Source organism: Lacibacter sediminis (assembly GCF_014168535.1).
GTDB lineage: Bacteria > Bacteroidota > Bacteroidia > Chitinophagales > Chitinophagaceae > Lacibacter > Lacibacter sediminis.
Window position 1 is genome coordinate 1,842,005 of the sequence record NZ_CP060007.1, and the last position, 13,616, is coordinate 1,855,620.

At 39.7% G+C, this 13,616-nt stretch carries 16 protein-coding genes; 5 read left to right on the forward strand and 11 right to left on the reverse strand.

Features of this window, described 5'->3' with window-relative positions; genetic code table 11:
• Window positions 1-2 precede the first annotated feature (2 nt).
• Window positions 3-941, reverse strand: a complete 939-nt coding sequence (gene queG, locus H4075_RS07885; protein WP_182805707.1) for a tRNA epoxyqueuosine(34) reductase QueG — start codon at window positions 939-941, stop codon at window positions 3-5.
• Between the two features lie 81 nt (window positions 942-1,022).
• Here queG and H4075_RS07890 point away from each other — a divergent pair, with 81 nt between their 5' ends.
• A complete protein-coding gene (locus tag H4075_RS07890) occupies window positions 1,023-2,117 on the forward strand; it encodes a serine hydrolase domain-containing protein (RefSeq protein WP_182805709.1) in 1,095 nt (364 codons plus the stop codon).
• Between the two features lie 3 nt (window positions 2,118-2,120).
• Here the strand turns inward: H4075_RS07890 and H4075_RS07895 are convergent, their stop codons facing one another.
• From H4075_RS07895 to H4075_RS07930, 8 genes are all read right to left on the reverse strand, one after another.
• Entirely contained in the window at window positions 2,121-2,465 is a 345-nt protein-coding gene (locus H4075_RS07895) for a hypothetical protein (protein ID WP_182805711.1), read from the reverse strand.
• Window positions 2,466-2,503: 38 nt separating this feature from the next.
• Window positions 2,504-3,517 (reverse strand): serine hydrolase domain-containing protein, encoded by a 1,014-nt coding sequence (locus H4075_RS07900; protein ID WP_182805712.1) that lies wholly within the window; start codon window positions 3,515-3,517, stop codon window positions 2,504-2,506.
• Between the two features lie 75 nt (window positions 3,518-3,592).
• Window positions 3,593-4,003, reverse strand: a complete 411-nt coding sequence (locus H4075_RS07905; protein ID WP_182805713.1) for a VOC family protein — start codon at window positions 4,001-4,003, stop codon at window positions 3,593-3,595.
• 4 nt (window positions 4,004-4,007) lie between these two features.
• Window positions 4,008-4,451, reverse strand: coding sequence for an SRPBCC family protein (locus H4075_RS07910; protein ID WP_182805714.1), 444 nt, complete (start codon window positions 4,449-4,451; stop codon window positions 4,008-4,010).
• Window positions 4,452-4,470: 19 nt separating this feature from the next.
• Window positions 4,471-4,848 carry a DUF1801 domain-containing protein gene (locus H4075_RS07915; RefSeq protein WP_182805715.1) on the reverse strand — a complete coding sequence of 126 codons (378 nt, stop codon included), beginning with the start codon at window positions 4,846-4,848 and terminating at the stop codon, window positions 4,471-4,473.
• 7 nt (window positions 4,849-4,855) lie between these two features.
• Window positions 4,856-5,389, reverse strand: a complete 534-nt coding sequence (locus tag H4075_RS07920; RefSeq protein WP_182805717.1) for an SRPBCC family protein — start codon at window positions 5,387-5,389, stop codon at window positions 4,856-4,858.
• 41 nt (window positions 5,390-5,430) lie between these two features.
• Entirely contained in the window at window positions 5,431-5,640 is a 210-nt protein-coding gene (locus tag H4075_RS07925) for a DUF896 domain-containing protein (RefSeq protein WP_182805719.1), read from the reverse strand.
• A gap of 15 nt (window positions 5,641-5,655) precedes the next feature.
• The gene (locus tag H4075_RS07930; protein WP_182805721.1) at window positions 5,656-6,165 is read right to left on the reverse strand and encodes a DinB family protein; all 510 of its coding nucleotides are present in this window, start codon (window positions 6,163-6,165) and stop codon (window positions 5,656-5,658) included.
• 147 nt (window positions 6,166-6,312) lie between these two features.
• On the opposite strand from H4075_RS07930, the gene H4075_RS07935 reads away from it, so the two are divergent.
• From H4075_RS07935 to H4075_RS07945, 3 genes are all read left to right on the forward strand, one after another.
• The gene (locus H4075_RS07935) at window positions 6,313-7,296 is read left to right on the forward strand and encodes a GlxA family transcriptional regulator (protein ID WP_182805723.1); all 984 of its coding nucleotides are present in this window, start codon (window positions 6,313-6,315) and stop codon (window positions 7,294-7,296) included.
• 32 nt (window positions 7,297-7,328) lie between these two features.
• Entirely contained in the window at window positions 7,329-7,700 is a 372-nt protein-coding gene (locus H4075_RS07940) for an iron chaperone (RefSeq protein ID WP_182805725.1), read from the forward strand.
• Window positions 7,701-8,036: 336 nt separating this feature from the next.
• Window positions 8,037-8,573 (forward strand): class I SAM-dependent methyltransferase, encoded by a 537-nt coding sequence (locus H4075_RS07945; RefSeq protein ID WP_182805727.1) that lies wholly within the window; start codon window positions 8,037-8,039, stop codon window positions 8,571-8,573.
• Window positions 8,574-8,580: 7 nt separating this feature from the next.
• Here the strand turns inward: H4075_RS07945 and H4075_RS07950 are convergent, their stop codons facing one another.
• Window positions 8,581-10,191, reverse strand: coding sequence for an OmpA family protein (locus tag H4075_RS07950; RefSeq protein WP_182805729.1), 1,611 nt, complete (start codon window positions 10,189-10,191; stop codon window positions 8,581-8,583).
• Window positions 10,192-10,634: 443 nt separating this feature from the next.
• Between H4075_RS07950 and H4075_RS07955 the strand changes: the two genes are divergently transcribed.
• Window positions 10,635-11,894 carry a T9SS type A sorting domain-containing protein gene (locus tag H4075_RS07955; RefSeq protein ID WP_182805731.1) on the forward strand — a complete coding sequence of 420 codons (1,260 nt, stop codon included), beginning with the start codon at window positions 10,635-10,637 and terminating at the stop codon, window positions 11,892-11,894.
• Window positions 11,895-11,940: 46 nt separating this feature from the next.
• On the opposite strand, the gene H4075_RS07960 is transcribed toward H4075_RS07955, so the two are convergent.
• Window positions 11,941-13,602, reverse strand: a complete 1,662-nt coding sequence (locus tag H4075_RS07960; RefSeq protein WP_182805733.1) for an FAD-dependent oxidoreductase — start codon at window positions 13,600-13,602, stop codon at window positions 11,941-11,943.
• Between the last annotated feature and the right edge of the window lie 14 nt (window positions 13,603-13,616).

The window sequence follows — 13,616 nt, forward strand, 5'->3', positions numbered from 1 at the left end:
TTTTAAGGGGACTGAATGAATTTTAAGTTGCGCTGAATACCTGCAAACTTTGTTCGCTTAAGCGGAGAATTTTTAAAGACTTGTTTGAACGTTTCTTCACTCATTTCTTCCCATTCTTTCTTGCTGAGATTTAAGATTTCAGGAATGGGAGTAAAGCCTGTTTCGTTTGTCGGTTTGCTGAAACGATTCCATGGACAAACATCCTGGCAAACATCACAACCAAACATCCAGTTGTTGAATTTGCCTTTCATACTTTCATCGATGAAAGCATCTTTTAATTCAATGGTGAAGTAGGAAATGCATTTACTGCCATCAATCACTTTATCGGGAAGGATAGCATCTGTGGGACAATTGTCAATGCATTTTGTACAACTGCCGCAATAATCTTTTGCAAAAGGGGAATCATATTCAAGTTCAAGATCGCAGATGAGTGTGGCAAGAAAAAAGAACGAGCCGCTTTGTTTGCTGATAAGATTTCCATTCTTGCCGATCCATCCCAAACCACTTCGTTGTGCCCAGCTACGTTCAAGCACCGGTGCGCTATCAACAAAACCTCTGCCGTTTACTTCACCGATCTTTGCATTGATGAGTGATAATAGTTCTTTGAGCTTGGCTCGGATCACTTCATGGTAATCATTTCCAAATGCATACTTCGAAATCTTCGGTGTGTTTTCTTTTTGAGTTGTTGATGGGAAATAATTCATCATTAAGGTAATCACACTTTTAGCACCGGGTACCAGCAGTGTGGGATCAACCCGCATGTCGAAATGATTTTCCATATACTGCATATTGCCATGCAGTCCCTTGTTCAACCAGGCTTCTAATTTTTTTGCATCATCATTAAGCCTTTGTGCTTTGGCAATACCACAGTAGCTAAAGCCAAGCGATGCGGCTGTTTGTTTAATAAAAGCAGTATGGGCCGATTTATTGAGCAAAGACATATTCAATGGTGTAAAAATATACTATATGCTTCATTAAACCGTTTAAGGCGTTGAACGTCCAAGCATCCACAATAACCAATTATGAAACCTGTTCACTTTCTGCTATCTGTACTTGCTTTTATAGGTGGCCTCCAAGCCTGTAAGAAAAACAATCCACCCGTTGATGAACCCACCGGTCCCACAACCATGTACTTTCCCGGAAGTTCAACCTGGGAAACTGCCGATCCGGCATTATATAACTGGAATACTTCCTCCCTCAGTGATTTGTATAGTTTCCTTGAAACAAAAAATACAAAAGGCTTTATTATTTTAAAGAACGGACGGGTTGTTGTCGAAAAATATTTCGGCAGTTTTACAGTTGACAGTCCCTGGTATTGGGCATCAGCTGGTAAAACCCTCAGCGCTTTTTTAGTAGGCATTGCACAACAGGAGGGTTTGGTAAATATCAATAATCCTTCACGCCAATATTTAGGCGCCGGTTGGTCGAGCATGACGCAGGCTCAGGAAAATGCCGTTACTGTAAAACATCATCTAAGCATGTCAACCGGTGTAGAAGACGATCTGAGTGGTACAGATTGCACCGCACCTGCATGTTTTACTTACAGAACAACACCGGGAACAAGATGGAATTATAACAATGCGGCGTATTATAAGGTGATTGATGTGGTTGAAAAGGCTACAGGTAAAACCTATAATGCATTTACGCAGGAAAAGGTATATAGCAAAATCGGGATGACGGGTGTGTGGTTGCCTGGAGTGGGAGGAAACGGAAAGATTCATTACAGCACAGTGCGAAGCATGGCAAGGTTTGGTTTGTTATTACTGAACAAAGGCAATTGGAATGGGACGGCTGTATTAAACGATCAAACATATTTCAATGAAATGATCAACACATCGCAAAGCATGAATCAATCTTACGGTTATCTTACCTGGTTGAATGGTAAGAGCACGCATATGTTACCGGCTACTCAACTAATGTTTAACGGAAGCATTACTCCCAATGCACCTGTTGATATGTATGCTGCCTTGGGAAAGAATGATCAGAAAATATATGTAGTGCCTTCGCAGAATGTGGTGGTTATACGTATGGGCGATGCTTCAGGCTTATCGCTGTTTGCAATATCGAATTTTGATAATGAGTTGTGGGGTAAGCTAAAAATATTGATGAAGTATTAGATGCTATTTTTCTTCTTCTACGTGTAGCCTGTGCATAATACGGTGAATGGCCGGTGCAAGTATAAGGCCGATGTTGGTAATAAAAACTACACCGCTGAACAGCGCATAAAATGAGGCAAACAATTTTCCATCGGCTTGGGTGATAGTATCAACAGGTCCCATGCCACTCAGGATCATGGATGCATTTAACAGCGCATCTAACCAACCCATTCCGGTTGTATAATGATAACCAGCTACACCAATCAGTAAGCTGATGAGCAAAACAACGAGAGCGAATAAAACGCTACGACCAATTCGTTTGTAATAAGTTTGTTTTGATGCAAGCGGTTGCTTCTTGTGTTCATACATGGGAAAAGTTTTCGCACTCAATTTAGAAAGAACAATACTTATTTGCAAGCGCTTGTTATCTGCGCATCAACCGCCGCTTTCAATTGATCATACAGCTCACGTTTCAACCCATCTCTTTCTTTTTTTGCAAGAAGAATACAACTGTAGCCACGGCAATAGTCGATCCATACAAACGGACTGTTTTGTGATACACAGTTCACCACTTTACCATCAGTAGTTTCACGCCATGTGCCGAGACCATAACTGAATCCATTCATAAAAGGCGGTGTGTATTTATTCAAAGCAGTGCCGGTTTGCAGTTTCATGAGTTCAGCAATCGATGCTTCAGTTAAGATCTGTTTGCCGTTGAACATGCCTTTGTTCAATAACATGCTTAAGAAATTTGTGTATTCAACCGCAGATGATTTGGCGCCATCAAACGGGCTGATCGCAGATGTATAATTGCTGAAGCTGGTGATCCGCATGTTCAGCGGACGAAATAATTTTTCCTGTACAAGCCTGTCGAATTTTTTCTTTGTCACCACTTCCAATACACGCCCTGCAATGGACGGCCCGATCTGATCATACTGAAACCAAATGCCCGGGTTATTGGCAATTGCTCTTTTCTCCGCATAATAATTCACTTCTTCTTCTAAAGACGAAAAACTTCTACGTTGAAATAATTTCCCTGCACCTTGTTTGTCGGTTTCAATGCCTGTTGTATGACTGAGGCAATGACGGATTGTAATATATCCTTTCATCCATTTAGGAAATATGGGCAGGTATTTTCCAACATTATCATCGAGCGATATTTTTCCTTCCTGCACCATGATCATCACCATTGCTGCTGTAAGCCATTGGCTGCTTTCGCCAATAGGTGCCTGTATGTTTGGCCTGAAGTCGCCAAGCATTTTCTGATACAACACTTTGCCATCTTTGTAAATAATGAGTGCCTGATCATCACCCAACTGTTTCTGGTTGTTGAGCATGATCTGTTCTACTTCTGTAAAACTTTGGGCGGTGGAGGTACTCAGTAAAAAGGCGCTGAAAAGAAAAAGCAGCATCGATTTCATAGACGAAATTTTATGCTGCTAAAGATAGCTGTAAACCTGTTTCGGAAAACAGGTTCGTGGAATATTAACGTGTCTTTACCCCGGAATTTTTGCAGGATCCATGTACATCACTTCCCATTGATGACCATCCGGGTCAGCAAATGAATCGTAATACATCCATGTATGATCGGCCGACTCACGGTAACGGCTACCACCATTTGCCAAGGCTGCCTGTACAATTTCATCCACCTTCTCTTTGCTTTCCACTTCTATTGCCAATAATACCTCCGTAGTGGAACCGTCGGCAATAGACCGGTTGGTGAATGTGGAGAAAAATTCATGCGTAATAAGCATCGAATACATAACGCCATCGTTCAGGATAAGACATAACGCTTTATCATCGCTGAACTGTTCATTAAAGCTGAACCCTAATTTGGTCCAGAAAGATTTTGTTACTGCAAGATCTTTCACCGGCAGGTTTATATAGATCGATTTGATTGTTGTCATTGCTTTAGTTTTTTGATTCAGCTAATGTTTTAATTGCTTCTATTGCTTTTGGCCAGGTATTTTCAAAGTAATCTTTAAAATCAGGAGTAATATCCATATTCACTTCAAGCTTTGTTGCGCCATTATTTTCTGTAAGCGTATAACTTTCTGTACAACCTTGCCATATTTTTACTTTTTCACTTGTGGTATCTTCCACACCATCTTTCATTTCTCCGAGGTGTGTAAACGACATGTATTCATTTGGCTTGTTGGCTGCTATTTTACTTACCATGCCGCTGCCTTTACCATCGGTAAATAAAACTTTACTGCCTTCTTTCCAATCGGTTTCCACGGTGGAGCCTTCGCTGAACACAGCTGTCCATGTTTCGTATTTTTCTTTTGCCCATAAACTATCCCATACTTTTTCTTTTGGGGCATTGATGTCTACTGAGAAATGAAGTCGTTCCATAAAAATTGTTTTAAAAGGTTTAACCAATTAACTGCACCGATTCAGTTATGATTCGTTGCAGTTCTTTTTTATTTGCTTTTACAGCTTTCATGTCGGGCAGGTATAGCATGCGTCGGTCTTTATAATCGCCTTCAAGCAATGCCGATTTAATTTTTACAATTGTAGGATGATGGAAAATCAAATGCACGTGTTTTGTTGCACGGTGATTAAATGTTACAATATCAGCCGATGTATAATAACTGGGTGCATTCCATTTGATCCGTTCACGAATGTTCTTGTCGCTGTCTTTAATGATCTTACGAACTGCATCGATTTCGGCTTTCAACGGATGCTCCAGTTTATTCATCCAGTCGTTCACCAGTTCTTTGTCTGTTGGTTTAAGTTTCTTTGTAGCCATGGAGCTGTTATTTTTCGAGATTAACTTTCATGTTGCTGAGATTTTTTTCCATGTCTTTGCCAAGGACCATATCCATGAACAGGTTCATGAAATTCATAGGATAAGGTGATTTGCCGGTGAAAGTGCTGGTCACTTTTGTTTGATTGTCGGCAACTGACGTAAATGTATTTATAGCATAATTCGTGCCTTCAAATGGTTTTTTAAAACGCAATTCCACTTTCATGCTTTCACCCTCTTTCAGTTCAATGATCTCCTGTTCGCCAACGCCCACGTTTTTATCATTGCTTACCCAAGAAGATTGTGCGCCTACTGTTCCATCGGTACCGGTATATTGAATGTTGATGTTCGGGTCTTTCATCACCCATACACTGTAATGCTCCTGGTTTTTGATGAGTTTCACATAATCAAAAACCTGTTGTTTAGGCTTGTTGACCACAATTTCTTTTGATAACGAAAATTCCTTATCGATAAATAAAGCAAAAACAAGGACAATAACAATGATGCCCAGAATTGCAAGAAGGATATTTTTTAAAATTTTCATGTGTGTTGTTTTTAGATATGGTTAATGGTTAAAAGTCTTTATTAGTGAAGTTCGTTGCAATGAAAGCCTTTTTCACGTACCAATTGCTTCACTGTTTCTGGTTGAACATTTAAACCTTCAAGCCGCAATACTTTATCGCAATCATGCATGTCAATAGTAATGCGACAATCAGGAAAAAATTGCTCAAGCAATCGGATAAGATATTCCTTTGCGCTTACGTCATCTACATTTGTTTTAAACAGTTCGATCATGTAGGTTCTCTTTTTTTACAAGTTTGCAGCGATATCTTTTATCTGCCGCAAATGCCGTTGTGTATGATACAAAACAAAATGCAGGATTTCAAACTTGCTGATATCACCAAACGCAGGGTGGTTGATCAGTTCATCCAGATCGTCTTCATACATCCGTTCACGAATTAGCTGAATTGATACCTGCAGGTCTTTCAACAACAGTTCAGGTTCATAAATATCTCTTGTAGGTACAATGAAATCAGGCGAATGATATTTGGTTTGGAAATCAAGAAACATTTTCCTGAGTTCCGCCACCCGTTCACTTGGGTTGCGGTCAACAGGTTTCCCCTTAAGCGCCAGTGCTTTTGCTACTGAATTATTCGAAAGCCTGATATGGTCTGCAACCTGTGCAATGCTCCACTTATCTGTTTCCGGCTTTTGATTAAACCACCGTTCGTCAACTGATTGGAGTAATTGTACCAGTGTGTCCGAAACCTGTTCAATATTATTGATGAGCGATGCTATTTGTATAGTGCCTGTTGTCATGTGCATGATTCTTGCACAAACCTAAAAACAGTTTATTTTACATGAAGGGTGTAAATGCGGCTTTATATGGGGTTGATTGCGACAAATGCATTCCTTACATTTGACTTCTCTTAACTAAACGATCTGCTATTTTAAAACAACCGGTAAATGAAACACATTTCAATTTTAGTTCCGCTGGGACACACCAGTTTGCCAAACATTGACGGCACACACCAGATATTAAACGAAGTAAATAATATTCGGCAAGCAATGGGAGAGGAACCATTGTTCAAAATTCAATTGGTTGGCTTAGAAAAAAATATCGAGCAACGTAATGGTCTCTACACTATTCAGCCCGATGTGTTGATCTCGGAAGTGAAACAGACCAACATCATCATTATCCCTGCTATGCATGGTGATCTGCCAAAGGCAATGGAAAGTAACGCTGCCTTTCTGCCATGGATGGTTGAGCAATATCAGCAAGGTGCAGAAATCGTCAGCTTTTGTATTGGTGCATTCTTTTTAGCAGCAACAGGTTTGCTGAAGGGAAAGAAATGTGCTACACATTGGATCGCTGCAAATGATTTCCGCAGAATGTTTCCCGATGTAGAACTGGTTGATGACCGTATCATGACAGAAGAAGATGGTTTGTATACCAGCGGTGGTGCTTATTCATTTTTAAACCTGCTGGCTTACATCATTGAAAAACATGCGGGCCGTGAAATTGCCGTTCGTATTGCCAAAACATTTATGATCGATATTGATCGTGAAAGTCAAAGCCCTTTCATCATCTTCAACGGACAAAAAGCACATGATGACGAATCGATCAAAAAAGCACAGGAATATATTGAACGTAATTACCAGGATCGTATAACGGTTGATCATTTAGCCGATATGCTGGCACTTGGCCGACGTAACCTTGAACGCCGTTTCAAAAAAGCAACAGCCAATACAGTTGTTGAATACATTCAGCGTGTAAAAATTGAAGCAGCAAAAAAACAATTGGAAAGCGGACGTAGGAATGTAAACGAAGTGATGTATGATACTGGTTACTCAGATGAGAAAGCATTCCGTACCGTATTCCGCAAGATCACGGGCTTATCGCCATTGGCTTATCGAAATAAGTATAATAAGGAGATGGTGGCGGTGTAGAAATTATTTTTAAACACGTAAAATTCAGCAAGATGCTTTCTGCAAAACCTGCAACAATTGAAGATTACATCGCAGCATTTCCTGCTCCTACACAAAAAATATTAAAGGAAGTTCATAGCTGTATAAAGAAAGCGGCCCCACAGGCAGAAGAAACAATTGGCTATGGCATTCCAACGTATAAACTCAATGGAAACCTCGTTCATTTCGGAGGTTACAAGCAGCATGTTGGTTTTTATCCTGCACCTGCCGGTATAAAAGCATTTGAAAAAGAATTGTCGGTGTACAAAAGTTCAAAAGGTGCGGTACAGTTTCCACTTAGTGAACCAATGCCTTTAACACTCATTACAAAAATTGTAAAGTTCAGGGTAAAGCAGAACCTTGAAAAGCCGGCAAAGAAGAAGTAACTGCAACGTCAAATTCCTGCAATATTTTATTTATGATTCTGTATCTGCCTCACAGAGGTGGAAGAAATTTTCTTTACTAAACATATTAAGATTTATTGGTATGGAAATTGCAAGTAATAAAATGGTTATGTATTTGAGTGCTGTAATGAATACACGTATTGTTTGTGTTGATCCGTTAACCTTCATCAAAATCCATTACATTGATCATATTCGTAGTTAAAACGAAAGGCGGGCAATAAGGAACAGAAGTGATTTGATTTTCGGTCTCTTAAGTAAAATGTGAGTATTCCCCGTTTTCCAGCGGGGAATTTTGTTTAAAAATTCTTGTTCAGAACTATGGTAAACGACAAAACATATACAGCTATACCGAAACGATTTATATGGGCTGTTGATATGCTTGAATTACAACCCTGTCACCGGGTGTTGGAAATTGGATGTGGTGTTGGCTTGATGGCAGAAGTTATCAGTAATAAACTGGAAGATGGGAAACTTGTTGCCATGGATAAGTCTTCGTTCATGATTGAAAAAGCAAAGCTGAGAAACAAACCCTTTATTGCAGCCGGAACTGCCGCATTCCTGACGGCAGATTTTTTGAAGGCTGATCTGCAACGTTCAACGTTTGATACGATCACTGCCTTTAATCTTAATTTCTTCCGGAAAGATCCTGCTAAAGTTTTGCAACGGGTAAAACAGTTTTTAAAACCCGGCGGAAAGCTGTTTATCTTTTTCCAGAATCCGTATGAAATAACCATCAGTGCTGCTGATCTGATTGCTGAAAAATTATCGGCTCATGGATTTACAGTAGTTGGTACTACACTGAAAGAGCTTTCTCCAACATCAGCTATTTGTGTTGTGGCAGTACCGGAAGTTTAATACAATCTTAGTTCGATAATATTTTAAACTCTACCCTTCGGTTAAGCTGTCTTCCTTCATCTGTATCATTTGTTGCAACAGGAACCGTTTCGCCATAACCTTTAAAGCTCACACGTTCAGGTGCAATACCTTTTGATAAGATGTATTGCATCACCGAGTTTGCACGGTTATGACTGAGTTTGATATTGTATTCATCAGAACCTTTGGCATCTGTATGCGCTCCCAATTCAATACTAATGGCCGGATTATCATTCAACATCTTCACCACACGATTTAACTCAATAAATGATACCGGGCGAAGATCCCACTTATCAAAATCAAAGAACACATTATTCAACCGAACGATCTGCCCGATCTCGATCGGAACAAGATACAGGTCTTTATGAATTTCTTTATAACCTGCACGTATCAACGAATCAAGATTCAGGTTTTCTGATTGAGCAAAGAAGTGGTCGGCTGAAGCACGAATCAAATAATTTTTATCATAAGGTAATACGATCTGGAATGCACCATCGCCGGGACTCGATAAACCATTGCCGGCAATTACACCGTCGGGTAATGTTTCATATACCAGACTTGCACTCAAAGGTTGCTTTGTTTTTGCATTGTACACGTTGCCACTTACCAATACAACCGGATCAGGCTTTTCTATCTCCAAAAGTTTTACACGCACAATATCACTTTTGCCTAATGATTGAAAACTACTGGTGAGATAAGCATATTCCCCACCTGCATCTAATGTAAAGAACGCATCAAAGTCGGCAGTATTAATTGGTTCACCCAAATTTACTGGATCACTCCACTTTAACCAGGTATCATCTAAGCGTTTTGCTTTCCAGATATCCTGATCGCCAATGCCACCGGGTCTGTCACTACTGAAATAAAGTGTAACGCCATCCGATGCGAGATAAGGCGTCATTTGATTATAACCGGGAAGATTGATTTTCTTGCCAACACTTTTTGGTTCACTCCAAGTACCATCTGTTTGCAGAAAGCATGCATAAATTTTGTTGATGCGGCTTTTACTTTCTTCACTCATATACAGTAACAACACCTGGCCATCACTCGACATGCTGGCGCCCGATTGAAATCCACGATCATACTTGTGATAGTTTTTTATTTTCAGCATATTTGGTTTACTCCATCGCCCATCTTTCTGCACTTCGCTCATGCTTACACCATTGCCATAATAGTCACCATCAACAAATGCATTGCGCAGAAGAATCCTGTTTTTATCAGGCGATATCCAATACACAGCATTGTAATGTGCGGTGTTAAATGGTGGCCCTAAATGAATAGCATCTGTCCATTTTCCCGTTGCCGTATCACGGATCGAATACCAGATATCCTGTGAGTTGCGCACTTCATGTGCATGCACGTTATCAGGATGGCTTTCGCAAATAAAAAATAAAAGATTTCCATCGGCAGAGATGGTTGGACGTAGTTCGGGTAATTCAGAATTTACACGAAAGCCGAGGTTCTCAATTTTAATGATGGTTGTTTCCGTGATGATCTTTTCTTTCTGTTCAACCATTTTGCCAACAGTATCAGCAAATGGCTGACCAAAACCAACAGTAATAAAAATGAAACAAAGAAGAGCGGATACAGATCGTTTCACGGGTAAGGGATTTGCTGCTAAACTACAGCAAAGGCTTCAGGTAAAGAATAGTAGAATAACGATGCAGCTATCGTAGATTATGAATTTTGTGGAGAGGAAATAGTGTTTGTTGAAGCAATGTATTGCTGTAGAAGATGTTTTATGAATTAGATGTCAGTCGCTACGTTAATTATTACTGGAATGGTTCAGCAGTAACATGCCGGGTATATTCTTAGTCGAAATGCTATCAGCTCATATTATATATCGATTATCTATGTTGATATAGGAGCTAAAAGCTCGCTGCTATACACAGAAATAGTTACCGGTTTAAAGCAAACTTTAATGTATTTAGTTTACTTTTAGTTCAGACTACTATTTTTCTCCTCAACTCCCTGAAAATAACTGTTTCTTTTTTCTGATACTCCCTGGAAATGATTTCTTCTGTAATCAGAAAACAGCGAACAATGAAACGTTTCTACCTTCTTGTTATATTTTTAGATTGTTTCTTCTTTGGACAGGGGCAGATAAACTTTATCACAACTGTTTTTTATAATTCTTCAAATAATACTATCACTGTTCAGGTTGGATTAAGAAGAGAAAATCCCCAAAACTGTGCAGGTGTAATTGCAATAGCAGAAATTGATTTTGAAATGCAATGGTCTGCAGATGTTCGCTTACAAAGTTCCCAATTTATTCCCTCTGGTGGTAAGTTGGATATTTTTACAGACAACCTGTCGGGTAGCAATGCCGATAACGGCCATCCTAATCCTTATCCCGGCACTAACGGTTCAAGACCATCTACGATAGACGGAGAAACTTATCAAACATTTGATTTCCATCGCTCAACTAATTTATGTGCCAACACAATCCAGATAGAATGCGGACAAATTGTACCTCTCTTTTCTGCCACATTTGAACTGACAACGCCGGCTAATGCAAATCAATATAGCTTTACGTATGATAATGTAACCCCGGCAAATAACAGCAATTATATTGTTGAATTCAATAATGGTACTGCTTCGCCTTCAAATAATAAAAAAGAAATTCTCTTTGTTACAGACAAAACCAAAAGCATATCTGATCTCTCAGGTAATAACTGTAATTCAGACGGGACAATAAAAAATACAAGTACAACTTCATTGGTTGGAAATCCTGCTTACACTAACACTTACGGTGCTATCTTACCCGCTGCCATCAATTTGTTTGACGTGAAAAGGCATGGCACGCAAACAATTTTAAGCTGGTCTACCTCGGCGGAAGAACTGAATAAGGGCTTTGAAATTCAACGGAAAATAAACAGTCAATTTGAAACAATAGGGTTTATTGACAGTAAAGCAACGCAAGGTTTTAGTAGCCAGATACTGAATTATACGTTTACTGATGACGAACAATACCCAGCCAAAACAGTTTATTACCGGTTGAAACTAATTGGTTTCAATGGACAGGAAGTATATAGTGAAGTAAGAGTAATGAGGAACGCAGGTAAACTGCAAACGCTGATTTATCCAAATCCATCTGCAGGGAACCTGCAGATCGTATTGCCTCAGAATACAGGAGCAAATACGATTGAACTGACAGACTATAGCGGAAAAAGAATTCGTGTTTGGGAAAAATACAATGCTCCGGTGCTGAACATCGGTAACCTGCCAAAAGGGTTCTTCACTTTTACTATCACAAATCTCCAGACTTCAGAGCGGACGGTTGAAAAAATAATTGTTCAATAATTCATTTTAGAATTAAATAAAAGCGGGGTTTCGTTTCTGAAATCTCTTACATCTCCTGCAAATACTTCCGTACAAAACGAATAGCCATTGAGCCTTCGCCCACCGCCGCAGAGATGCCTGTCATTGCACCAAACCTTACATCACCTGAAGCAAAAATACCCGGCACGCTTGTTTCAGAAAGAAACGGCTCACGATCCAGTTTCCATATTGATGCAAATGATTTGTCTTTCATTAATTCACTGCCGCTGAGAATAAATCCTTTTTCATCCTTTAATACAAGATCATTTAACCAGCCGGTGCCCGGTCTTGTTCCAATATAAACGAATAATGCCTTTGCAGGAACTGTTTTTTCTTCACCTGTAACAGCATCTTTCAATGTTATGGTTTCTAGAATGGTTGAACCCGAACAGGCTATAACTTCCGTATGCGGTAACACATGTATGTTAGACGTGTTGCTGATATTTTCTACGAGATAGTTTGCAGCAACTTCCGATAATTTATCTTTCCGGATAAGGATGTTAACATCTTTTGCAAATTTGCTCATATACATCGCTGCCTGGCAAGCTGAATTGCCACCACCAATAATATAAATGCTTTCATTGCGACAAGCTTGTGCTTCAACAGCAGCAGCACCATAATACACACCTGCACCTGTAAACGAATCCATACCTTCCACTTCTAATTTTTTATAAGCAACACCTGTGGCAATCACAATTGCTTTACTATGTATTTCTGATCCGTCTGCTAATTCAGTGATCTTGTAACCATCTTTAATACTGATGCTTCTTACTTCCTGCGGTGTGAGAATTTCTGTTCCAAAACGTAGTGTTTGTGTAATAGCTCTTCGGCTTAATTCAGCTCCTGATAAACCGCTTGGGAAACCGAGATAATTTTCAATACGTGCACTGCTGCTTGCCTGTCCACCTGGATTACTTCGTTCGATCAATAATGTTTTTAATCCTTCGCATGAACCGTACACTGATGCTGCAAGTCCGGCAGGCCCTGCACCAATGATCAACACATCATACATTTCTTTGGATGCTTTTTGCTGCAAGCCAACACGCTCAGCAAGTACAGGTAAAGTGGGATTGATGATAAAAGAACCGTCTTTTAAGATCACTAACGGAAGATCTGATTTCGATGCATTGGCACTGGTTAAATATTTTTCTGCTTCGTCATCACTTTCCACATCCATCCAAATGTAAGGAACAAGATTGCCTGAAAGAAATTCTTTGAGTTGGTGACTCTTGGGCGACCATTGAAAGCCGATGATCCTCGTTGCTTCATGATCGGGTTTATACAAAGCCTGCCATTCATCTAACAGATCATTCACCACTGGGAATAGTTTTTCTTCTGCAGGATGCCATGGTTTTAATAAATAATAATCAAGCTTAACAGTATTGATGGCTTTGATCGCTGCTTCAATATCGGAGTAAGCAGTGAGCAGTATTTTTTTTGCTTCAGGAAAAATTTCATTTGCCAGTTCAAGAAAGGCAACGCCTTCCATCTCAGGCATACGCTGATCGGAGATGAATAGGGCAACTACTTCATTTTTGAGCTTTAATTCTTTTATAAGCTCCAACGCTTCTGTTGCCGATTCCGTTGCCACTACTTTATAATCATCTCGGTATTGATTACGTATATCACGTTGAATGGCACGAAGCACCTGTACATCGTCATCTATTAAAATGATATAAGGAAGTTTCATTTTTGGGTTTATTT